The organism is Comamonas sp. UBA7840, from assembly GCF_002501455.1.
In the GTDB taxonomy this organism is placed as follows: Bacteria; Pseudomonadota; Gammaproteobacteria; order Burkholderiales; family Burkholderiaceae_C; genus Comamonas; species Comamonas jiangduensis.
This window is the reverse complement of the sequence record NZ_DLTI01000024.1, coordinates 30,124-52,395: the sequence shown is the minus strand read 5'-3', so window position 1 is coordinate 52,395 and position 22,272 is coordinate 30,124. Positions and strand designations below refer to the sequence as shown.

Genomic DNA, 22,272 nt, shown 5'->3' with positions numbered 1-22,272 from the left:
TGGCTGACGCTTACTTCAGGATGACCTGCATGATGTAGTCCCACTCCTGTGGCGTGACGGGAGTGATTGACAGCCGGTTGCCACGTTGCAGCACACGCATCTGCGCCAGGGCCGGGTGCTCGCGCAGTTCCGCAATCGAGACATAGCGTGTTTTTTTCACGGCCTGCACATCCACCAGCAGCCAGCGGGGCTGGTCGGTGGAAGACTTGGGGTCGTAATACGGGTCAGCGGGGTCAAACTGGGTGGGGTCTACGCGCAGATTGCCTGCAATCCGGGCGATGCCGTGGATGCCGGGCTCTGCGCAGCTGGAGTGCCAGTACAGCACGCCATCGCCGACTTGCATCTGGTCGCGCATAAAGTTGCGCGCCTGGTAGTTGCGCACGCCGGTCCACGGCATGAGCTGGTCGGGAGCGTTCAACGCGTGGTCGATGGAGTATTCGTCGGGCTCATTTTTCATGAGCCAGTATTGCGGGGTGGTGCTGGTCATGTCCTGATTTAAGCATTGCGTGCCCAAGGATTGAGGGTACGGAGCCCAAAACCTGCACAGTTGGTGGATGCTGCACCGCCGTGCAGGTGCGGCCGGTGCATTAGTAGGCGCGCGTGGCATCAGCGCTGTGCTGCAGCGCCTGGGCCTGGGCCTGTGCCACCACATGGGCGCAATCGTTGATATGCCGCTGGCCCAAATAGCGCAAAGCCCCATACCCGACCACGGCCGCGATGGCTTGCCCGGCAAAGGGGATGAACTTGGCAAGTTGCTTGGCGCCCATGCGTGCGCCTACGGTGCGGGCAATGCGCAACACCATTTGGCGCGTGAGCAGCTGGCCAATGAAGACCGAGCCCACCAAAGCCACGGTTTTTTGCACTTGGTCGCGCACGGTGGGGTCAAGGGCATCCAATTGCTCGGGCGCCAAGCCAAATTCTTCGCTGATGTCAGGCAGCAGCTTGGACAAAATGGCCGCATCCACGGCCCAATCCAGCCCCGGAATAGGAACCGCACTGGCCGCACCTGCCCACAGGGCACGCTGATGCAGCTTGGAGCGGCTGCGTTCAATGGCTTGCTGCAAAGCAGCGGGGGTAGTGGGCATATGCCCAAGCCCAGGATGGCGTTGCGCGCCTTGTGTCGTCATAGGCCAGTCAGATGCATCAAGGTGTGCGATATGGCAGTGGTCTTACTTGGTCTTGCTGCGCACCAGGTTGTAGAGGAATAGAACCACGATGGCGCCAATGATGGAAGCAATCCATCCCGCGCTGCTGCCCGGTGGGTAAAAGCCCATGGCCTGTCCGGCGTAGCTGGCCAAAAACGACCCCACAACGCCCAGCACGATGGTCATGATCCAGCCCATATCGTCATCACCGGGCTTGAGCGCCCGTGCTATCAAGCCCACGACCAAACCCACCAGCAAGGTGCCGAGTAATGCCATCATCTGCAATTCTCCTAAAAAGTGAATGCAGTCACTCTAGACACATTGTGGGTAGCTGCGCGTCGGACAGCGTCGGTTGTGCGTGCTGATGCAAGTCCGATCAGGCCGCACAGCGCCCTGCCGTTTCTTGCGCAGCCCAGTGCTGGGTATGCAGCATGAATTGGTAGAGCAGTTGGGCCGCATCAGGGGTCGCGCTGCAGTGCAACTGGCGTGGTGGCAGGCTGCTGGCACCGTGTTTGGCTAAATCCTGCACCACGTGGTCGATATAGCGCTGCATGGCTTCTTGGCTGAATTCGGGGTGGAACTGCACCCCCCATACGTTATTGCGCCAGCGAAAGGCTTGGTGGGGTTCGTGTGAATTGCCCGCTAACACGCAAGCCCCTGGTGGAAGACGGCGCACGCTTTGGTAGTGCACCACATGGGCCTCAAAGCACTGCGGCATGTGCTGCCACAGCGGGTCTTGCGAGACGTCGGCCTGGATAGAGACAGGGACGGTACCCAGCTCCAGACCGGCAGGGTGCATGCTGACCTGTCCCCCAAGCAGTTGTGCCAGCAACTGGTGACCAAAGCAAATGCCCAGCACGGGAACGCCCGCCATGCAGACGCGGTGCAGCCATTGCGCCAGCTCCTGCATCCAGGGGGCGCTGTCGGTCACCATGTCGTGCGAGCCGCTGATCACCACCCCGGCGCATTGCTGTGGGTCGGGGTAAGCCACGCGGCCGTGCGTGGTGTTGGCTGCATGCAGCAGGGCCATTGCCGGGCGCTGCGCCGCCGGCACATGTGCTGGGGCCAACCCGGTGGCAATCCAGTGCTCAAAATCACCCAGCGTGTGGGCAATTGGTGCAAACGTGCTCCCAGCCTTGACGATGTACAGCGTGCGCATAGCGGCCTTTGATCGATGAAATCTATGCGCAAAACAAAGTAATTTATGCGCCAGAGCATGGTTTGTTGAAGGGAAAAGGGCGCAACTCGCTGCGCAGCACGCATCGTGGGTGGAGAATGTCGCCCTTGTGTTTTGCGAGGGTGCCACAGGCTGGCAGCGGCGCAAACGCTAGAAATTCAAGAAAAACACGTTATGCAACAACTCACAGAATGGCTCCAAAGCCTCAACGGCTTGGTTTGGGGTGTCCCGATGATCGTGCTGATCTTGGGGACTGGTTTTTATCTCCAGCTGCGTTTGGGCTTTATGCCCTTGCGCAATATTGGCTACGGTTTCCGCATGATCTGGAAGAGCCGCTCGGTTGATGCCAAAGAGCACGGCGATATCTCTCCGTATGCGGCGCTGATGACGGCTTTGTCAGCCACGGTGGGTACGGGCAATATTGCCGGGGTGGCCACCGCGATTGCCGTGGGCGGCCCCGGAGCGGTGTTTTGGATGTGGATGACGGCCTTGGTCGGCATGGCCACCAAGTACGCCGAGGTGGTGCTTGCGGTGAAGTACCGCGAAAAGAATGCCAAGGGCCAGTGGGTGGGCGGCCCCATGTACGCCATCAAAAACGGGCTGGGCGCCAACTGGCGCTGGCTGGCTACGGCATTTGCCATTTTTGGTGGTTTTGCCGGCTTTGGCATTGGCGCCATGGTGCAGGCCAACGGTATTTCTTCGGCCATGCACAGCGCGTTCGGGCTGCAGACCTGGGTGTCTGGCCTGGTGATTGCGGTGCTGACGGCTGCGGTGGTGCTGGGCGGCATTACCCGCATTGGCGCGGTGGCGGAAAAGCTGGTGCCCGCCATGTGTGTGGTTTACATCTTGTGTGTGCTGTGGGTGCTGGGCACGTTTTATACGGAAATTCCGGCCGCTTTTGCACTGATCGTGCGCGAAGCCTTCAGCCCCACGGCTGCAGTGGGCGGTTTTGCGGGCTCGACCGTGCTGATGGCCATCCGCATGGGGGTGGCGCGCGGTATTTTCTCGAACGAGGCAGGCTTGGGCACGGCTGGTATTGCGCAGGCCGCAGGCCAGAGCAAAGACCCGGTGTTTTCGGGCATTGTGGGCATGATGGGCACGTTCATTGACACCATCATCGTGTGCACCATGACAGGGTTGGCGATTGTGGTCAGCGGCGTGTGGAGCAGCGGTGCCAGCGGCGCAGTGCTGAGCACGCAAAGCTTTGAAGCGGCCATGCCTGGGTTTGGCAAGTATTTGCTGGCGATCAGTTTGGCCGTGTTTGCCTTTACCACCATCTTGGGCTGGGCCTATTACGGCGAGAAGTGCTGGAACTATCTGGTTGGCCCGGTTTGCGAAAAGCCTTTCCGCCTGCTGTGGGTGGTGGGCGTGTTCACGGGTGCCGTGGTGACGCTGGACGTGGCGTGGCTGGTGGCCGATACGCTCAACGCTTTGATGGCGATTCCCAACCTGATTTCGCTGCTGCTGCTGTCTCCTGTGGTGATCAAGCTGACTAAGGATTATTTCGCGGCCAAGCAAGCGAGCCAGAAGTAATCCCTCAAGCCGGTGTCTGGGGCAGTCAATTTGAGTAGTGCAGGGCTTGCCTAAGCTGTGTGGCCACTAGTAAGTCGCAGGTAAAACTTAAAAATAAGAGCTGCCAGCGCTTGTAATTTCTTGGTCTTAGATGAAAACGCATCTGAAATCAAAGCAAAACAAGCGCTGGCAGCTCTTTTTATGGGAGTGTCAAAGCTAAGCGAGGCTTGGGCGGTTTGTTCCGCCGCGTTACAGCCTCGGGTGCAAGCGGAAGCTGAAGTTCTGGCTCGGATTCCGTATCAGTTCAGCACGATGTCTTCAGCGATGTAGGCACGCAAATGCTGCAAGGCGTTGGGGCTTTTCATGCCTGCGCGCTCCAGCACCTCTTGCACGCTGCAGCCCGCATCCAGCCACTGCACCAGCACCGTGTTGCGCAGCACCTGCGGGCCCATGCGCGCAGGCTCGTCCAACCGGCTGGCGGCAGCGGCTTGCTTGAGGGTTTTGGTCACCAAGTGCAGCAAGGTGTGGTTGGACAGCTGCGGCGCTTTGCGGGTGCAAAACAACGCTGGCTGGCCTTGCATGGCGTGGTAGCCCGCACGCGCTTGCAGCCAGTGGCGCAGGGCAGCATCCAGTTTGGCGGATACCGGCAGGGTGCGGCTTTGCTTGTCGCGCTCACCTTCAATTTGCAGTGCCACGATGGTGCGTGGCGCTTGCTCTTGCTCACTCCAGCGCAGGTGGCCAAGTTCCAGCAAGCGCACTTCCTCGGGCGTCAGGCCCAGTTCCATCAACAGCATGAGCACGGCGCGGTCGCGGCAGCTGATGAGATCGTCCGGCTGGGGAATTTGTCGCTCCAGCGCCCGCCACATCCGCGCTGACAAGACCGCGCCTTTGGGGTCTTCACTGGGGGGCATGTCTTGCGCCGTAATGCCTTGTGCGGGATTGCTGGCTGCCCAGCGGTGCAGCACGGCGTGGTCATACACACGATCGAGCACGCGCCAGTAACGGCGGCGGGTGATGTCGCTGGGCTTGGTGTGTTTAGGGCTTTGCGGGCCATGGTTGATGAAGGCCAGCACCTGCTGCGGCGTGGCGTGTGCCCAGGCGTGTGGATCGCCATCGCCGTCAGGGGCCAGAAAGCGCATCCACGAGTGCCAGATAAACCCGTACGGTTTGGCTGCGTCGGGGCTCAAGGGCTCCCAGGGGTTTTGGCCGCAGGTGAGCAGCCAGTGGTCAAACGCGTTGTCACCGCGCATTGCCACCAGCGCGGGTGCTTCAGGAACTTCAATACAAGAGGGCATGCAAAAAATAGAGCAACAGGTGCAGTCAGGCAGCCATTGTGCGGCATGTTTACCCGCCTTTAGTGCGGCAGCGGCTTGGGCTGGGTATGCAAAGGCCGCAAATCATCCACGGCCAGCGCTATCAACTCACTGGCTGTCCCCATGGCATGCAAGGTACTGGTGCAGCCCAGCTGAATTTCATCGACCGCGTACTGGCAGTAATTGATATGGCTGTCGCTGATGGATTGCTCCAGGCGCTGCACCAAGGCGTGCAATGTTTCGGCGTCGTCGATGCCTGTGAGCAGCAAGGCTAGTTGGTCATCCGCCCAGCGCGCCAGGGTGTCGGTGCTGCGCAGTTGCAGTTGCAACTGCTGCGCCATCAGCTGCAGTGCCCCTGTGTGATCGGGGCTGACGGGTTGTATGGATGGGGTGGGGCGGCCAATTGTTTTGACCACTATCACGCCCAGATGGGCAGATTTACGTTTGGCGTTCAGCAAGCCGCTACTCAGGCGCTCTATGAATAATTTGTGCGCAGGCAGGCCCGTTGCGCTGTCGTGCAAATCTGCGCTGGAGTGTGCAGCTTCTGGCCCGGGGCGCTCGCTCACATCGCTGATGACGGCAATGAAGTGCTGGGGGCGCTGGTGCTCATTGAGCACCGGTGAGATGGAGAGGCGCTGCATCCACAGCGTGCCATTGCGGCGTGTGACCATGATTTCGCTTTGCCAGTACTGCTGGGTAGCCACGGTTTGCCACAATTTTCCCATATCGGATGGAAGGTCTGCCTCGTCATAGAGCGCCTCCAAGGCCTGGCCCACGCATTCTTCGCGTGACTTTTCCATCAGCCGCGAAAAAGCCGGGTTGACGTCAGAGATGTTGTGGTTGGCATCCACAATCGCCACGCCTTCGCGCACGTGCTGGAAGACGCTGGCCGCAATGCGCAACTGGGCGTCGGTGCGTTTGCGCGCGGAGATGTCTTGCAGATAGCCAACAAACAGGATGCCGGAAGGCGTCGATGCTTTGCCAATGGCCAGATGCAGCGGCACATGCCGACCATCTTTGCGCTTGCCCAGCACTTCTCGGTCAGTGACCGTTATGGCTTTTTCGGGGTGGCCGACGTGTTTCAGGAGGTGGGCGTCATGTTGCTCGGCCAAGGGGGAGGGCATCAACATTGAAATATTGCGGCCAATGACCTCGTCTTTGGCATACCCAAAAATGCGTGCGGCAGCGGGGTTGAAATCCTGTACCAGACCGCGCTCGTTTATGGTGATGACGCCATCGACTGCCGTATCCACCATGGCGTTCAGGCGGGCATCATGCACCGCCAAGGCTTGCCACAAGTCGCGGTAACGGAGCACCGCATGGGCCAACCCCAAAATGACAAACACCATGCCGATGGTGGCAGCAATCGCCAGCGAAAGCGTTTGGTGGTTTTCTAGCACCGTGGGTTGCAACTGGCTGGCCATGGGGTGATGGCTTAAATCAAAACGCATGGCGTGCATGGCCACATAGTGCATGCACGCCATTGCCACCGTCAGCAGCAATGGCGGCAGCAGCCGCCACGCCCAGTGCAGGTTTTCAAGGCCGCGTTGGTACAGCCAGCGGTGTGTTGCAAAAGCCGCAATCGCAAAGACTGGGCCCAGCAGCAGGGAAAGCAGAAACTCTGGGAGCAGAAAGTGCAGCTGCGCTTGCAACTGCATGGCGGCAATCCCGCTGTAATGCATGGCAGTAATACCGATGCCCACCAAGAAGCCGCTGGTGGCAATCCGCAGGTTGGAAGGATGCTTGACCTGCAAAGCGTGTAGCGCCAACCAAGCTGCCACCATCCCGGGAATGATGGACAAGAGGGTGCCCAGGGTGTCATAGCGCACCGGCATGGGCAGGCGCATTGCCTGCATGCCCATAAAGTGCATGGCCCAAATACCCAGCCCCAGCAGCATGCTGGCGCACAGAAGCAAAACGCGGCGGTGACTGGGTAGGGAAGTGCGCCGGTTGGTGTGCGCCATATACAAGGCGGCGCAGTTGCTGCCAAAGGCTATCAGCAACGACAGCAGAACCAGGGCGGTGTTGTGGCTGGCCTGCACCAAGGGGCTGGCCAGGGGCGTGTGAGCACCGTCAGAAACAAATGAACCAAGCACGTTGGTGTCCTTTGAAACAAGTGGGTCATCAAAGTTGCAATCGAATCAACATTACATGAGTGACTTGATTGTCACTGAACACCGGCAAAAAACAATCCGTAAGAGTGCGCGGGTGCATGGCAGTGTTTTTTTGTGGCGGGTCAGTACAGATAGCACTTGTAGCGCAGTGTTTAGCTGCGGGATGCAGCCGCGGCCAAGCCGTTTCGGAAGTGCGCTTGCATTGCTTGGCGCGTGGCTTCGGCGTTGCGGTTGTTTAGATGCTGCATGATGGCGCTGTGCTCTTTCAGGCTGTCTTCAATACGGCCACGCTTGAACAAGGACTGGTGGCGGTTGAGCTTCATGACCTTGCGTAAATCGGCCACGGTTTGCGACAGAAAGCGGTTGTCACACATGGCCAGCAACGCCATATGAAACCGTTCATTGATGTGAAAGAATTGGTCGGCATTGCTGACTGCCTGTGCTAAATCTTGGTGCAAATCGTGCAGTTGCTGCAGTTGCTCATCACTGGCTTTTTCGGCAACCACGGCTGCCGCATCGCTTTCCAATAAAGACAGCAGGTGGTAGACGTCATGCAAATCTTTTTCGGAAACCTCCGTCACATAGGCACCACGTCGGGGTTTCATGGTCACCAGCCCTTCGGCGGCCAACACTTTTAGCGCTTCGCGCAAGGGGGTGCGGCTGATGCCAAATTTTTCCACCATCTTCATCTCGTCGATCCAGCTGCCGGGCTCTAATTCCCGGCTGTAAATTTGCTGGCGAACGAGCTCCGCGACCTCTACATACAGAGGCTTGGGAGTGAGCAGGGCGGTGGTTTCCGTCATAGGTTTTTAGGGGCTAACCCTAGGTCCGTGCGAGTGGTTATGTACCCATAATTATGAATAATGAGCAGTGCTGATCAACTGGCGTTTACCAGCACAAAACCACAACGGAGACTGTTTTAGCCATGGGTAATGATGTCAAACAAGGCCAAGCTGCGGCCAATGGGAGTGCGGTATTTTCAAGCAACAATTTGGCAGATTGGGAAAAAGCCTCTGCCAAAGCCGCTCCCGGTGGCGATGTGCGCAATCTGAACTGGACAACGCCCGATGGCATTGAGGTCAAGCCGCTGTATACGGCTGCCGATACTGCAGACCTACCCTATACCGACACCTTGCCCGGTTTTGCCCCCTATATCCGCGGTCCTCAGCCCACCATGTACGCAGGCCGCCCTTGGACGATTCGCCAGTACGCGGGTTTCTCAACGGCCGAAGAATCCAATGCTTTTTATCGCAAGGCATTGGCAGCTGGCGGTCAAGGTGTGTCCGTCGCTTTTGATTTGGCCACGCACCGTGGCTACGACAGCGACCATCCCCGCGTAACCGGTGACGTCGGCAAGGCTGGGGTCGCGATTGACTCGGTCGAAGACATGAAAGTGTTGTTTGACCAGATCCCGCTGGACAAGGTCTCGGTCTCCATGACCATGAACGGTGCGGTGCTGCCTATTTTGGCGGGCTACGTGGTGGCAGCTGAAGAGCAGGGCGTGGCGCAAGACCAGCTCTCTGGAACCATTCAGAACGACATTCTGAAAGAGTTCATGGTGCGCAACACCTACATCTACCCGCCCCAGCCGTCGATGAAAATCATTGGCGACATCATCGAGTACACGAGCCTGAACATGCCCAAGTTCAACTCGATCTCGATTTCGGGCTACCACATGCAAGAAGCTGGGGCCAACCAGGCGCTGGAGCTGGCCTTTACGCTGGCCGATGGCAAGGAATACGTCAAAACCGCGATTGCCAAGGGTATGGATGTGGATGCATTCGCAGGCCGCCTGTCTTTCTTCTGGGCCGTGGGCATGAATTTCTACTTGGAAATTGCCAAGATGCGCGCCGCCCGCCTGCTGTGGTGCCGCATCATGCAGGGCTTTAATGCCAAGAGCCCCAAGAGCCTGATGCTGCGCACGCACAGCCAGACTTCGGGGTGGAGCTTGACCGAGCAAGATCCCTACAACAACGTGGTGCGCACCACGATAGAGGCTATGGCCGCCGTGTTTGGCGGCACCCAGTCGCTGCACACCAATGCGCTGGACGAAGCGATTGCTTTGCCGACCGAGTTCTCGGCCCGCATTGCGCGCAATACGCAACTCATCATTCAGGAAGAAACCCACATCACCAACGTGATCGACCCCTGGGCGGGCTCGTACATGATGGAAAAGCTCACCCAGGAAATGGCGGACAAGGCCTGGGCCATCATTGAGGAAGTGGATGCTATGGGCGGCATGACCGCAGCGGTGGACAGCGGCTGGGCCAAGCTCAAGATTGAAGCGGCGGCTGCTGAAAAGCAGGCGCGCATTGACTCTGGCAAAGAAGTCATTGTGGGCGTCAACAAATACAAGCTGGCCAAAGAAGACCCCATCGAGATCTTGGACGTGGACAACGTCAAGGTACGCGACAGCCAGATTGCGCGCCTGAAAGATATCAAGGCAAAACGCGATGCAACCAAGGTGCAGCAAGCGCTGGATGCTCTGACTAATGCAGCGCAGTCGGGCCAAGGCAATCTGCTGGAGCTGTCCATCCAGGCGGTGCGCCTGCGCGCGACAGTGGGTGAAGTTTCTGATGCGCTGGAGAAGGTGTATGGCCGCCACCGCGCTGACACGCAAAAGGTGACCGGTGTGTACGCTGCCGCTTATGACTCCGCCGCAGGCTGGGATCAGCTCAAGTCTGAAATCAACACGGCCTCCGAGCAATTGGGCCGCCGCCCTCGCGTAATGATTGCCAAGTTGGGTCAAGACGGCCACGACCGTGGTGCCAAAGTCGTCGCGACGGCCTTTGCCGATTTGGGCTTTGACGTGGACATGGGCCCGCTGTTCCAGACCCCCGAGGAATGTGCCCGCCAGGCCATCGAGAACGACGTGCACGCCGTGGGCGTCTCCACCTTGGCAGCGGGACACAAAACCTTGGTGCCGGCCATCATTGAAGAGCTCAAAAAACAAGGTGCAGACGACATCATCGTATTTGTCGGGGGCGTGGTGCCCGCGCAAGACTATGACTTTCTCTACCAAGCAGGGGTCAAGGGCGTGTACGGCCCCGGCACGCCCATCCCTGCCAGCGCCAAAGATGTGCTGGAGCACATCAAGCGAGCCGCTTCGGTATAAGCGCCGTTGTCCCAATCTATAGACAGAGAGATTGCCCAGTGACACCTGAGCAAATGCATGCGGGCATTTTGCAAGGCGACACCGCCGTGCAGCGCAGGGCGATGGCCAAGGCCATTACCTTGCTGGAATCCACTCGTGCCGACCACCGCCAGCAAGGCGACGACTTGCTGACGGCTTTGCTGCCGTACACCGGCAAAGCACTGCGCCTGGGCATCAGCGGCGTGCCGGGCGTGGGCAAGTCCACGTTCATTGAGGCGCTGGGCACCTATCTAACGGCGCAGGGCCACAAAGTGGCAGTGCTGGCGATTGACCCGTCGTCCACCGTCTCGGGCGGCTCCATCCTGGGTGACAAAACCCGGATGGAGCAGCTCTCGGTCAACCCCAAAGCCTATATCCGCCCCAGCCCTTCCAGCGGCACGCTGGGTGGTGTGGCGGAGAAAACCCGCGAATCCATGCTGGTCTGCGAGGCTGCAGGCTACGACGTAGTGATTGTCGAGACGGTGGGCGTGGGACAGAGCGAGATCGCCGTGCATGGCATGACCGATATGTACTGCGTGCTGCAACTGCCCAATGCCGGTGATGACCTGCAAGCCATCAAAAAGGGCGTGATGGAGCGTGCGGACCTGGTGGTGATCAACAAGGCCGACATTGACCCCAACGCGGCCACGCGGGCTCAGGCGCAAATCACCTCCAGCTTGCGATTGCTGGGCATGCACGGCAACCCTGACCATGCCAACACCTGCGCACTGTGGCAGCCGCGTGTGCTGCAGCTCAGTGCATTGAAAGGCGAGGGCGTCGATAAATTCTGGGCTGCGGTGCAACAGTTTCAGCAATTACAAACCGCGAATGGGCGTTTGGCAGCACGGCGCGAGAAGCAGTCCCTGGACTGGATGTGGGAGCGGATTGACGCAGGTCTGAAGCTCGCCTTCAGGCAGCACCCGCATGTGCAGGCTTTGTTGCCGCGCATGCAGGCCGAAGTTGCCAGCGGCAAATTGGCGGCAAGTACTGCAGCAAGAAATCTGCTTACAGCGCAAAGCCAACAAGCGCATACAGCTAGCAAATTTGAATAAATACAGCGCACATGCAATGTTCAATCAACATTACATGATGAATAAACAAGCTATCCCTATCGGAAGAGGACGCAAGGACGACATATGGAACACAACAACATCTTGGCCCAGTTAGAAGCTAAAAGAGAACAGGCCCGCCTCGGCGGCGGGCAAAAACGCATCGACGCGCAACACAAAAAGGGCAAACTCACCGCCCGCGAGCGCATCGAACTGTTGCTGGACGATGGCACGTTTGAAGAATGGGACATGTTCGTCGAACACCGCTGCACCGACTTTGGGATGGAAAACACCAAGATCCCCGGTGATGGTGTCGTGACTGGCTACGGCATGATTAATGGCCGCTTGGTGTTTGTGTTTAGCCAAGATTTCACTGTGTTCGGCGGTGCCTTGTCCGAAACCCATGCTGAGAAAATCTGCAAGGTCATGGACCAGGCCATGAAGGTGGGAGCGCCTGTGATTGGCCTCAACGATTCTGGCGGAGCACGTATTCAAGAGGGTGTAGCGTCTTTGGGCGGCTATGCCGATGTGTTCCAGAAAAACGTCTTGGCATCCGGCGTAGTGCCGCAGATTTCCATGATCATGGGCCCCTGCGCCGGTGGCGCGGTGTATTCACCTGCCATGACCGACTTCATCTTCATGGTCAAGGACAGTAGCTACATGTTCGTGACCGGCCCCGAAGTTGTCAAAACCGTGACGCACGAAGAAGTTACGGCCGAAGAGCTGGGTGGTGCCATCACTCACACCACCAAGAGCGGTGTCGCCGACATGGCCTTTGAGAATGACGTTGAAGCATTGATGATGCTGCGACGCCTCTACAACTACCTGCCGCTGAACAACAAAGAAAAAGCACCCGTACGGGACACAACCGACCCTGCGGATCGTGCCGACATGTCGCTGGACACGCTGGTGCCCGACAACGCCAACAAGCCCTACGACATGAAGGAGCTGATCCTTAAAACGGTGGACGATGGCGATTTTTTTGAGCTGCAGCCCGATTACGCAAAGAACATCATCATTGGTTTTGCCCGCATGCGGGGGCAGACCGTGGGCATAGTGGCCAACCAGCCGCTGGTGCTGGCCGGCTGCTTGGATATCAAGTCCTCCATCAAGGCGGCGCGCTTCGTGCGCTTTTGTGATGCCTTCAACATACCCGTCATCACCTTCGTGGACGTGCCTGGCTTCATGCCAGGTACTTCGCAGGAATACGGCGGCATCATCAAGCACGGTGCCAAGCTGCTGTATGCCTACGCAGAAGCCACGGTGCCAAAAATCACCGTCATTACCCGCAAGGCCTACGGCGGTGCGTACGACGTCATGGCCTCCAAGCACCTGCGCGGCGACGTGAATCTGGCCTGGCCCAACGCTGAAATTGCGGTCATGGGTGCCAAGGGGGCGGTGGAAATTATCTTCCGTGAAGACAAGAACGACCCTGAAAAGCTGGCAGCCCGCGAAGCCGAATACAAGGCCCGTTTTGCGAACCCCTTCGTGGCCGGTGCACGAGGCTTCATTGACGACGTGATCCAGCCGCACGAAACTCGCAAACGGATCTGCCGCTCGCTGGAGATGCTCAAGACCAAGGAGTTGGAAAACCCTTGGCGCAAACACGGCAACATACCGCTGTAAGGCACTGCGACCATGCGCCCGAACCTCTTGTTTTTGTTTGATTTGCGCAAGGATCAGCAAGATCCGGGCGTGATCGACGATATGGTGCGCTCGGGCGTGCAATTTGGTGGTACCAACCTGTGGGTGCTGTTTTTTGCCATTTTGATTGCGTCCGTCGGGCTCAACACCAACTCCACCGCCGTAATTATTGGCGCGATGCTGATTTCGCCGCTGATGGGCCCTATCGTGGGCCTGGGTTACGGCGCGGCAGTGCAGGATTTGGGCCTCATTCGCGTTGCAGGCAAAAACTTGGCGATCTTCGTGGTACTGAGTTTGCTCACTTCGGTGCTGTATTTCACCCTCAGTCCCTTGGAGCAGCCCCAGTCTGAGTTGATGGCGCGCACGTTTCCCACTTTGTGGGATGTGCTGATTGCCGCCTTTGGCGGCGCAGCAGGAATGGTTGCGGTCACACGCCGTAACTACTCCAACATCGTGCCCGGGGTAGCAATTGCCACGGCACTCATGCCACCTTTGTGTACCGCAGGCTTTGGGATTGCGCATGGCCGCTGGGACATGTTTGGCGGGGCTTTTTATCTGTTCATCATCAATGGCATGTTCATTGGTGCTGCCACATTGGCGGTCGCCAAACTGCTGCGCTTGCCAAGGCATGGGGAACTGGATGAGGCAACACGCAAACGCCACCGGTTGATTATTTTTGTGGGGCTGAGCGTGGTTTTGCTGCCCAGCGTGTGGATGGCCTATCGGCTGGTGCAGCAGGAAGTGTTTGCGGGCGTCGCCACCCGCGTGGCACGTGAGCTGGAAGCAGAGCCGGGCAGCCATGTGCTGATGCATGAGGTCGATGCTGCTGGTCGTACCTTGCGCCTGATCGTGATTGGCAGCCCTGATGGGGCTTCGCTCCAAGAGCAGGTACAGCGGCGCATGCTCAATAACGGGCAGGCCAATGTGACGGTCGTGGTGCGTGATGCGGGCGATGACAAATTGAATGTGGAGAAATTGCGGCAAGAGTTGCAAGAGGGCGTGAACCGTACGCTGGTCGAGCAGGTCAAGTCGATGGATGCACAGCTCAAAAACCTGCAGCAAGCAGTCGCCCAAGTTAATGAACCACCGGCAACTGCCACAGAACTACCTTTGGTCAAGGTCGAAACCTTGCTCCACGAAGTGCAAGCCCTGCAACCGCTGGTTTGCGCTGTGACATTGGCGCGGGGCGAACGCTCCGCGAATGACGGCGGCGAGCCGCAGGCCACCCTGATGGTGGTCTTGGATGTGGCCCGCTACCTATCCGCGAACGACAAGGACAGCCTGCACCGCTGGCTTGGCGTGCGATTAGAAAAAACGCAAGAAGGAATGCAGTTGATCGAACGCTTGGATTCCCGTTCGCTCAATTCTCGAGACAAAAAACAAAGGAAGCAGACAACATGTTCACCAAAATCTTGATCGCCAACCGTGGCGAGATCGCCTGCCGCGTGATCGCTACCGCCCGCAAGATGGGTATCGCTACTGTGGCGGTGTATTCCGAGGCTGATAAAGAGGCCCGCCACGTCAAGCTGGCTGATGAGGCCGTGCATATTGGCGCGGCGCCCAGCCGTGAGTCCTACCTGGTGGCTGACCGCATCATTGCCGCCGCGAAGCAGACCGGTGCCCAGGCCATCCACCCCGGCTACGGCTTTTTGAGCGAAAACGAAGCCTTTGCCAAACGCTGTGAAGAAGAGGGCATCGCCTTCATCGGCCCCAAGGCGCACTCGATTGCCGCCATGGGCGACAAGATCGCCTCCAAGAAGCTAGCCAACGAGGCCCAGGTCAACACCATCCCCGGTTACAACGACCCTATCGCCGGCCCCGAGCAGGCGGTGGAGATCGCCAAGGGCATCGGTTACCCCGTGATGATCAAGGCCTCGGCCGGCGGCGGCGGCAAGGGCCTGCGCGTGGCCTTCAACGACAAGGAAGCTTTTGAAGGCTTTGCCAGCTGCCAGAACGAAGCGCGCAACAGCTTTGGTGACGATCGTATCTTCATCGAGAAGTTTGTCGAGCAGCCACGCCACATCGAAATCCAGATCCTGGGTGACAGCCACGGCAACGTCATCTACCTGAACGAGCGCGAATGCTCCATCCAGCGCCGCCACCAAAAGGTGATCGAGGAGGCACCCAGCCCCTTCATCAGCGACGCCACGCGCAAAGCCATGGGTGAGCAGGCCGTGGCCCTGGCCAAGGCCGTGCAGTACCAGTCGGCCGGCACGGTGGAATTCGTGGTCGGCAAAAACCAGGACTTCTACTTCCTGGAGATGAACACGCGCCTGCAGGTGGAGCACCCGGTGACCGAGTGCATCACTGGCCTCGATCTGGTGGAACAGATGATCCGCGTGGCCGCCGGCGAGGCACTGACGATTCGCCAGGAAGACGTCAAGCGCGACGGCTGGGCCATGGAGTGCCGCATCAACGCCGAAGACCCATTCCGCAACTTCCTGCCTTCTACGGGCCGACTGGTGCGCTTTAACCCACCCGAGCAGACCATGTGGCAGGCCGATACCGCGCACCTGCACGGTGTGCGCGTGGACACCGGCGTGTACGAGGGCGGCGAGATCCCGATGTTCTACGACTCGATGATCGCCAAGCTCATCGTGCACGGCAAGGACCGCTCCGAGGCGATCGCCAAGATGCGCGAAGCCCTGAACGGCTTTGTCATCCGTGGCATCAGCTCCAACATCCCGTTCCAGGCGGCGCTGCTGGCGCACCCAAAGTTCCAGACGGGCGACTTCAACACCGGTTTCATCGCCGAGCACTATGCGCACGGCTTCCACAGCAGCGACGTGCCGCACAGCGACCCGGACTTCCTGGTGGCCCTGGCCGCCCACATGAACCGCCGCTACCGCGCGCGCGCCTCCACCATCAGCGGCCAGATGCGTGGCCACGAGGTGGTGGTCTCGGCCGATTACACCGTGATCGTGCTGGGCGCCGAAGGGCAGAGTCAGCACCATGCCGTTACCGTGAGCGATTTCGAGTACGACAGCCGCAAGAGCACGGTCACGCTGAACGGTAAGCGCTATGAGTTCCAGAGCTTCAGCGCCATGCGCGAAGTGCGTCTGCAAGGCATTTGCAACGGCCAGCCCTTCACCGTGCAGGTCGAGCGCGGCACGCCCAAGAACCCGCTGGCATTGCGCATCATCCACAACGGCACGCAAATCGAAGCCATGGTGCTGTCGCCACTGGGGGGCAAACTGCACGAGATGATGCCTTACAAGGCGCCGCCCGACATGTCCAAGTTCTTGCTCTCGCCCATGCCCGGTTTGCTGGTGGATGTGGCTGTGCAAGAAGGGCAGAAGGTGCAGGCGGGCGAAAAGCTGGCCGTTATCGAAGCCATGAAGATGGAAAACATCTTGTTCGCCACCCAGGATGGCGTGGTGCGCAAAATCAGCGCCGGCAAGGGTGCCTCGCTGGCGGTTGATGACGTGATCATCGAATTCGAATAACGTTTTTGCGATCACGCCACAACGTGCAAGGGTGCTGCAAGCCAGTTTTGTACACTGGCTTGACCAGCCAGGCTCTAAGAAATGGGGACTACCATGCGCCTGCTCCAGCCCTTGCATGTTTACATTTCCACACTGTTTTTCTTCATGACCTTGCTGGTCGGCGGATTGATCGGTGGACTGGGTTATCACATCAGCGCAGGCATGCTGCAGACGGCTGCCCATGAGCAGTGGACGCGTATTGGACCGTCTGTCCAGCAAGAGCTGCACAACACCCTGGAGCCTGCGGAAATGGCGTTGGAATTTCTGCGCCTACACCGTATTGCATGGGCCACAACGCTCCAGGAACGGCTCAATGGCCTGAATGCTTTGAGCCAGGTGTTTAAGGGAGCCAAGGCTGTCAGCGCTGTGTATATGGCTTACCCGAATGGGGATTTCTTCCTGCTGCGCCAACTGGACGAGCGCTCGAGAGAGCAGCTATCAGCGCCGGCAGAGGCGCACATGATGGTGCAAAGCATTGAGCGAGGCACGGTCAATGTGGGGCGCTACATTTTTCTGGATGCATCTGGCGAAATTATTGAAAGTGTGGACCGTCCTGATTACGCCAGCACTTATGACCCGCGCAGTCGTTCATGGTGGCGTGAGGCCACAGTGTCCACAACGCTGATACAAACGCGCCCCTATCTGTTTCACACCACCCACTCCGTTGGTATCACCCTGGCATCTGCAGCAAGCTGGGGCGGGGTGGTGGTAGGTGTAGATATCAATTTGGCCACGCTGAGCGATAGCCTGGCGCAGCAAAAATTCACGCCAGGAACCCAGCTGGCTTTGGTCAATAGCCGTGGCGAACTGCTCGCCAACGAGCACATCGAAGCACTGCTGAATGCCGCAAATGGCATGAACAGCAGCATGCCTTTGCTGGAGTCCTTGCACAGCGCGCCTTTGGATCATTTATTCAAAGGCCCTGGCGCAAAAGATATGGAGCAGTTTACTGACCCTGGTGGTCAATCCTGGTGGACAGCGTCCATACAGGTGCCTGACAAAGCGACGCAAGACATGCGGCTGCTGTTGGCAGTGCCAGAGATGGAACTGACGGCTGCTGCACGGCAGCAGTTGCAATGGTCAACAGTGGCCACGTTGTTGATCATTTTGCTGTCCATGCCGGTTGCTTGGCTGTTGGCACAAGCTATTTCGAGGCCTTTGCGCCGTTTGGCTTTAGATGTCCAGGCGATTGAACAATTCGATTTTGAGCAGCCTATCCAGGTCGACAGCTTTATCAAAGAAACCCATGAACTGGGCGTCACGCTCCAAAGCATGCAGGGCACCATTCGGCGTTTTTTGGACCTGAGCATGGCAGTCGCCGCGGAAGAGCAGTTTGACCGCTTGCTGCCGCGCTTGCTCAAAGAAACCATGTTGACGGCCGGTGCCGCTTCGGGCCTGCTGTACTTGGCCGATGGCGACCAGCTTTATCCAGCCTGTGGACGCTTGGCGGATGGCACTGCCTTGGATGACCAGGCTTTGGCCACGCTGGCAACCATCCCGCTGCCGTCCTCAACCTCGCCTGAGCAATCGCCCATAAGCTCCTACGGGCCTTTGCTGGCGCAGTGTCTGCGCAAAAACGCGGTGACCAGCCAGCCGCTGACCACTGCAGATATCCAGGGCTTGCAACTGGCACCCAGTGCTATCGCCCAAGGGCTCGCGCACAGCGTGGTCATTCCGCTGCTCAACCGTCGCCGCGAATATGTGGGGGCGATGGTGTTATTTATGCCATCTCCCCCCGTGGATACGCAGGTGGCTTTTGTGGCTGCGCTATCAGGCAACGCGGCCGTCTCGCTGGAAGCGCGTGCCTTGATCGAGCAACAAAAGAAGCTGTTTACCGCTTTTATTGAATTGATTGCCGGTGCGATTGATGCCAAGAGCCCCTACACCGCCAGTCACTGCGCGCGCGTGCCAGAACTCACCAAAATGCTGGCCCAGGCTGCATGCGACCAGACCGATGGAGCGTTTGCAGACTTTGCGCTTTCTGCGCATGACTGGGAGGCCGTACATGTCGCATCGTGGTTGCATGACTGCGGCAAAGTCACGACGCCGGAATTTGTGGTGGACAAGGCAACCAAGCTTGAAACCATTTACAACCGCATCCACGAAGTGCGCATGCGTTTTGAAGTGCTCAAGCGCGATGCACAAATCACCATGTACGAAGCGATCGCAGCCGGTGCCCACCCCGAGCAAGCCCGCGCTACCATGCTCCAGACCTGTCGCGAATTGGATGAGGGGTTTGCCTTTGTGGCCGCTTGCAACCAGGGCGGTGAAAAGCTGGGTGCTGCAGAGCAAGAGCGGCTGCGCCACATTGCCCAACGTACCTGGACACGCACCCTGGATGACACCCTCGGTATCTCGATGGCAGAGGCCCAGCGCCAGCAATCTACACCATTGCCTGCGCAAGAGATGCTGCTGGCTGATAAGCCCGCACACCGCATTGAGCGCTCGCCCCACGATCAGATAGCGCCTGACAATGTCTGGGGTTTCAAGATGCAAGTGCCTGAGCTGCTCTACAACCGTGGGGAATTGCACAATCTGTTGGTGGCTCGAGGCACGTTGTCGGACGAAGAGCGCTACAAAATCAATGAGCACATCATTCAAACCATCAAGATGCTCACTTGCCTGCCATTTCCGCAGCACCTGCGGGCGGTGCCTGAAATTGCAGGCGGGCACCACGAAAAAATGGATGGAACCGGCTACCCCAAAGGCCTGCGCCGCGAAGACATGAGTCCCGTGGCACGCATGATTGCCGTGGCCGATATTTTTGAGGCGTTGACTGCTGGTGACCGCCCCTACAAACCGCGCAAGTCCTTATCCGAAGTGCTCGGCCTGATGGCTGACATGCGGCGCAGCCACCATATAGACCCCGATATTTTTGAGCTGTTCTTGCGCTCTGGCGTGTATCTGGAATATGCCCAGCGCTTCATTCCCGTTGAATTTATTGACTCCGTAAACATTGAGGACTATCTGCAATGAGCAACCCCCGCCCATTTAAAGTTTTAGGCATCCAGCAAGTGGCCATTGGTGGCACTGACAAACAGCGCATGAAAAAGCTGTGGGTCGATATGCTGGGTCTGGAGCAAACCGGCACTTTCCAGAGCGAGCGTGAGAATGTGGACGAAGACATTCTGGCCATGGGCACCGGTGCCATGAAGGTAGAGGTGGACATCATGCAGCCCATGGACATCGACAAAAAACCCGCCGTTCACACCACGCCGCTGAACCACATTGGCCTGTGGATTGACGATCTGCCCAAGGCCGTGGAATGGCTCACCGCCCAAGGCGTACGTTTTGCCCCCGGTGGCATCCGCAAGGGTGCCTCAGGCTATGACATCACCTTTTTGCACCCTAAAAGCAATGACGAGTTTCCGATTGCGGGAGAGGGCGTGTTGATTGAGTTGGTACAGGCACCGGCCGATGTGATTGCCGCACTGGGCTAAAACCGGAATGCTTCAGCCAAACTTGGGGGCTTGCAGCTTGGCAACTGCGCTGGTTTAACGGCTATCAACGTTAAGCTTGAAACATGAATACCAGCGACATGACTGCTCAAGCCTACTTTGACCGCCAATACAACGCCCGCGCCAGTGTGCAAGATGCGCTGGCCTACATGGCACGCTACACCCAAGAAAGCCACGCGGCGTTGGCCTTGCCCGGCGCAGTACGCAACCAGCGCTACAGCCCGCGCGCGACAGATCTTTTAGATATTTATTTGCCTCCAGCGCTTGCTGTACAAGCGCCAGCAGCTCCTGTTTTTATCTATATCCACGGCGGCTATTGGCGTGCCTTGGGCAAAGATGATTCGGCGTTTATGGCGCCAGCGCTCACCCAGGCAGGCGCCATCGTCGTGGTGCCTGATTACGATCTGGCCCTTGCGGTCACGCTCGATCACATCGTCGACCAAATCCGCCAGGCCTATGCATGGGTGGTGCGCAACATCGCGATTTATGGGGGCGATGCCCGCAATATTTGCGTGTGCGGAAGCTCCGCAGGCGGCCATTTGGTGGGCATGTTGCTGGTCAAGGGGTGGCAAGAAGACTACGACTTGCCCGCCAGCGCCACACCAGCGTCCGCTTTTCCTTTGAGTGGGTTGTTTGATTTGCAGCCTCTCATTACCACGCACATCAACGCCTGGATGCACCTGGATGACGCGGCTGCCCTGCGCAACAGCCCGCGTTTTGCGCTGCCCCATGCCAGCACACACAGCCACTGCCAGTTGCGCGTCGCGTGCGGAGAGTTCGAAACCACCGAGTTCAAGCGCCAGTCGCGCGAATATCTGGCGGCCTGGCAGGCCCGCTGTTTGCCCGGGCAGTGGGTGGATGCGCCAGGCACCAACCATTTTGATTTGCCATTGGCCTTGGCAGACCGCCAATCGGTCGTACACCAGAAGGCATTGGCGCTGATGGGGTTGCCTCACGCGTTGGCCTGAAAGTCACAGGCCCGCGCCGCATGTCCCCGCTTAAAAGTGGTAGCCCATCTGAATGCCAAACACCGTGGCCGAGCTTTTGCCAAAGCGTGCCATCGGTGTCTGGGTGGTGGAGACTTCTGCGCCGCCCAGTTTTTGGTAGCTCACCCACGGACTGATTTTGACCACCTCGTTGTCATACACCAGCCCCAAGGTGTAGCCCTGTCTACCGCTGCTGGGGCGCAACGGTGACAACGGCATGGATGGGCCTTTTTTGTCATGGGCCAGCGCCAAAAAGCCCGTCCACTGCGGCGAGAATTTTTGCGCCAAGCCCAGGGTGTAGGTGATGGCGTTGTCCAAATCCGTCAGGCTTTTGCCCTGGGTAGCAGTAGCAAAAGCCTGGGGCCGCAACTCAAACGCTTCCCAATTGCCCCAGCGAATCTGCCCAAACAGCAAGGTGCTGGCGGTAATGCCAGTTTGCACATCCAGATTGAATGTCTGGGGTGAGGTGGATGCCGTCTGGGTTGACCCCGGCCACAGGTTTTCGGCGGTCTGAACGCTGTGGTGGATGGCCGAGTAATACGTGGCCACCACACGCAAAGCAATGTCTGGCTGTTCGTAGCTGATGCCCAGCAAATAACCCGGCTCGGTACTGCGGGCAAATTTCACGTGATAGCCGCCGAGCGCAGCACCATACGCCAGGCCTTGGAGGGTGACGCTGCCGTGCGATTGCTGCAGCCGCAGGCCGCCATGTACGCCCAATTGCGCATTGAACTTGTAGCGCAGCACGCCCTGCAGCTCGCGCGTGGAGAGCTTGACTTCGGTACCTCCCAGCAAGGGCGAAGCACTGCGGTCATAGCGGATATGCAACCCAAACGGACGGGTCAGCATCAACGCCATGGACAACTGGGGGCTGAGGTCTTGCTTGTAGCTCAAGCCCCATTGCCCGTAGCTGGGGGCGACATCGCCGGTCGAAAACCCCATGGCATCGCGGCCTTGGACGGAAGGGCGGGAGTAGTAGCCGTCCACGCCCACGTAGCGGCCTTTTTCAAACAAGGGGGACAAGCTTTGGGCGGTGCGGTCCAGCCCGCCCGCCACGGCGCAGGTGCTGCCCAGAGCAAGCAAAACAAAGGCACAGCGGCCTAGAACGTGGGCCGCAGGAGTGGGGTGTGACATGGAGGTGTTGGGCGCGCGGCTTATTGTTAGCTGCGGTTTATTTTGTAATCAAAAGAAACTATAAAACGATTTCAACCGTCCACTTTTCGGCCGAGATGCCATTCGTCCATGTCGGCACGCAC

The 22,272-nt window shown here is 58.6% G+C and carries 17 protein-coding genes; 9 read left to right on the top strand and 8 right to left on the bottom strand.

Features of this window, described 5'->3' with window-relative positions:
- Positions 1-10: 10 nt before the first annotated feature.
- The 4 genes from B3R00_RS09050 to B3R00_RS09035 all read right to left on the bottom strand — a co-directional run bounded on the left by B3R00_RS09050 (position 11) and on the right by B3R00_RS09035 (position 2,304).
- Positions 11-487, bottom strand: a complete 477-nt coding sequence (locus tag B3R00_RS09050; protein ID WP_286998733.1) for an EVE domain-containing protein — start codon at positions 485-487, stop codon at positions 11-13.
- 100 nt (positions 488-587) lie between these two features.
- On the bottom strand, positions 588-1,085 hold the full coding sequence (locus tag B3R00_RS09045; RefSeq protein WP_286998732.1) for a hypothetical protein: 498 nt from the start codon (positions 1,083-1,085) through the stop codon (positions 588-590).
- An 84-nt stretch (positions 1,086-1,169) separates the two neighbouring features.
- Entirely contained in the window at positions 1,170-1,424 is a 255-nt protein-coding gene (locus B3R00_RS09040) for a GlsB/YeaQ/YmgE family stress response membrane protein (protein WP_286998731.1), read from the bottom strand.
- Between the two features lie 97 nt (positions 1,425-1,521).
- Positions 1,522-2,304, bottom strand: a complete 783-nt coding sequence (locus B3R00_RS09035; RefSeq protein ID WP_286998730.1) for a glutamine amidotransferase — start codon at positions 2,302-2,304, stop codon at positions 1,522-1,524.
- A 192-nt stretch (positions 2,305-2,496) separates the two neighbouring features.
- Between B3R00_RS09035 and B3R00_RS09030 the strand changes: the two genes are divergently transcribed.
- Positions 2,497-3,855: an alanine/glycine:cation symporter family protein gene (locus tag B3R00_RS09030; protein WP_286998729.1), complete on the top strand. Its 1,359-nt coding sequence runs from the start codon at positions 2,497-2,499 to the stop codon at positions 3,853-3,855.
- A gap of 278 nt (positions 3,856-4,133) precedes the next feature.
- Here the strand turns inward: B3R00_RS09030 and B3R00_RS09025 are convergent, their stop codons facing one another.
- From B3R00_RS09025 to B3R00_RS09015, 3 genes are all read right to left on the bottom strand, one after another.
- Positions 4,134-5,129, bottom strand: a complete 996-nt coding sequence (locus B3R00_RS09025) for a tyrosine-type recombinase/integrase (RefSeq protein WP_286998728.1) — start codon at positions 5,127-5,129, stop codon at positions 4,134-4,136.
- 59 nt (positions 5,130-5,188) lie between these two features.
- On the bottom strand, positions 5,189-7,243 hold the full coding sequence (locus B3R00_RS09020; protein ID WP_286998727.1) for a PAS domain S-box protein: 2,055 nt from the start codon (positions 7,241-7,243) through the stop codon (positions 5,189-5,191).
- A 170-nt stretch (positions 7,244-7,413) separates the two neighbouring features.
- Complete coding sequence (locus B3R00_RS09015; RefSeq protein ID WP_286998726.1) at positions 7,414-8,064, bottom strand: GntR family transcriptional regulator; 651 nt, start codon at positions 8,062-8,064, stop codon at positions 7,414-7,416.
- Between the two features lie 122 nt (positions 8,065-8,186).
- Between B3R00_RS09015 and scpA the strand changes: the two genes are divergently transcribed.
- The 8 genes from scpA (at position 8,187) to B3R00_RS08975 (ending at position 20,998) form a co-directional block, all read left to right on the top strand.
- Positions 8,187-10,376 (top strand): methylmalonyl-CoA mutase, encoded by a 2,190-nt coding sequence (gene scpA / locus B3R00_RS09010; RefSeq protein ID WP_286998725.1) that lies wholly within the window; start codon positions 8,187-8,189, stop codon positions 10,374-10,376.
- 38 nt (positions 10,377-10,414) lie between these two features.
- Positions 10,415-11,446 carry a methylmalonyl Co-A mutase-associated GTPase MeaB gene (gene meaB / locus B3R00_RS09005; RefSeq protein ID WP_286998724.1) on the top strand — a complete coding sequence of 344 codons (1,032 nt, stop codon included), beginning with the start codon at positions 10,415-10,417 and terminating at the stop codon, positions 11,444-11,446.
- Between the two features lie 84 nt (positions 11,447-11,530).
- A complete protein-coding gene (locus tag B3R00_RS09000; RefSeq protein WP_286998723.1) occupies positions 11,531-13,069 on the top strand; it encodes an acyl-CoA carboxylase subunit beta in 1,539 nt (512 codons plus the stop codon).
- Between the two features lie 12 nt (positions 13,070-13,081).
- Positions 13,082-14,503: a DUF389 domain-containing protein gene (locus B3R00_RS08995; RefSeq protein ID WP_286998722.1), complete on the top strand. Its 1,422-nt coding sequence runs from the start codon at positions 13,082-13,084 to the stop codon at positions 14,501-14,503.
- Positions 14,485-16,533 (top strand): acetyl-CoA carboxylase biotin carboxylase subunit, encoded by a 2,049-nt coding sequence (locus B3R00_RS08990; protein WP_286998721.1) that lies wholly within the window; start codon positions 14,485-14,487, stop codon positions 16,531-16,533. The genes B3R00_RS08995 and B3R00_RS08990 overlap by 19 nt, the downstream gene beginning before the upstream one ends.
- Positions 16,534-16,677: 144 nt before the next feature.
- Positions 16,678-19,548: an HD domain-containing phosphohydrolase gene (locus B3R00_RS08985; RefSeq protein WP_286998720.1), complete on the top strand. Its 2,871-nt coding sequence runs from the start codon at positions 16,678-16,680 to the stop codon at positions 19,546-19,548.
- Complete coding sequence (locus B3R00_RS08980) at positions 19,545-20,012, top strand: VOC family protein (RefSeq protein ID WP_286998719.1); 468 nt, start codon at positions 19,545-19,547, stop codon at positions 20,010-20,012. The genes B3R00_RS08985 and B3R00_RS08980 overlap by 4 nt, the downstream gene beginning before the upstream one ends.
- A gap of 83 nt (positions 20,013-20,095) precedes the next feature.
- On the top strand, positions 20,096-20,998 hold the full coding sequence (locus tag B3R00_RS08975; protein ID WP_286998718.1) for an alpha/beta hydrolase: 903 nt from the start codon (positions 20,096-20,098) through the stop codon (positions 20,996-20,998).
- A gap of 30 nt (positions 20,999-21,028) precedes the next feature.
- Here the strand turns inward: B3R00_RS08975 and B3R00_RS08970 are convergent, their stop codons facing one another.
- Positions 21,029-22,150, bottom strand: a complete 1,122-nt coding sequence (locus tag B3R00_RS08970) for an OmpP1/FadL family transporter (protein WP_286998717.1) — start codon at positions 22,148-22,150, stop codon at positions 21,029-21,031.
- Between the last annotated feature and the right edge of the window lie 122 nt (positions 22,151-22,272).

Excerpts from the sequence above, each read along its gene's own strand:
- B3R00_RS08990 (WP_286998721.1), top strand. The coding sequence starts at position 14,485 with ATGTTCACCAAAATCTTGATCGCCAACCGTGGCGAGATCGCCTGCCGC.
- scpA (WP_286998725.1), top strand. The coding sequence starts at position 8,187 with ATGGGTAATGATGTCAAACAAGGCCAAGCTGCGGCCAATGGGAGTGCG.
- B3R00_RS09035 (WP_286998730.1), bottom strand. The coding sequence starts at position 2,304 with ATGCGCACGCTGTACATCGTCAAGGCTGGGAGCACGTTTGCACCAATT.
- B3R00_RS09040 (WP_286998731.1), bottom strand. The coding sequence starts at position 1,424 with ATGATGGCATTACTCGGCACCTTGCTGGTGGGTTTGGTCGTGGGCTTG.
- B3R00_RS09000 (WP_286998723.1), top strand. The coding sequence starts at position 11,531 with ATGGAACACAACAACATCTTGGCCCAGTTAGAAGCTAAAAGAGAACAG.
- B3R00_RS09045 (WP_286998732.1), bottom strand. The coding sequence starts at position 1,085 with ATGCCCACTACCCCCGCTGCTTTGCAGCAAGCCATTGAACGCAGCCGC.
- B3R00_RS09015 (WP_286998726.1), bottom strand. The coding sequence starts at position 8,064 with ATGACGGAAACCACCGCCCTGCTCACTCCCAAGCCTCTGTATGTAGAG.
- B3R00_RS09030 (WP_286998729.1), top strand. The coding sequence starts at position 2,497 with ATGCAACAACTCACAGAATGGCTCCAAAGCCTCAACGGCTTGGTTTGG.
- B3R00_RS09050 (WP_286998733.1), bottom strand. The coding sequence starts at position 487 with ATGACCAGCACCACCCCGCAATACTGGCTCATGAAAAATGAGCCCGAC.
- B3R00_RS09025 (WP_286998728.1), bottom strand. The coding sequence starts at position 5,129 with ATGCCCTCTTGTATTGAAGTTCCTGAAGCACCCGCGCTGGTGGCAATG.
- B3R00_RS08975 (WP_286998718.1), top strand. The coding sequence starts at position 20,096 with ATGAATACCAGCGACATGACTGCTCAAGCCTACTTTGACCGCCAATAC.
- B3R00_RS08980 (WP_286998719.1), top strand. The coding sequence starts at position 19,545 with ATGAGCAACCCCCGCCCATTTAAAGTTTTAGGCATCCAGCAAGTGGCC.
- B3R00_RS08995 (WP_286998722.1), top strand. The coding sequence starts at position 13,082 with ATGCGCCCGAACCTCTTGTTTTTGTTTGATTTGCGCAAGGATCAGCAA.
- B3R00_RS08985 (WP_286998720.1), top strand. The coding sequence starts at position 16,678 with ATGACCTTGCTGGTCGGCGGATTGATCGGTGGACTGGGTTATCACATC.
- B3R00_RS08970 (WP_286998717.1), bottom strand. The coding sequence starts at position 22,150 with ATGTCACACCCCACTCCTGCGGCCCACGTTCTAGGCCGCTGTGCCTTT.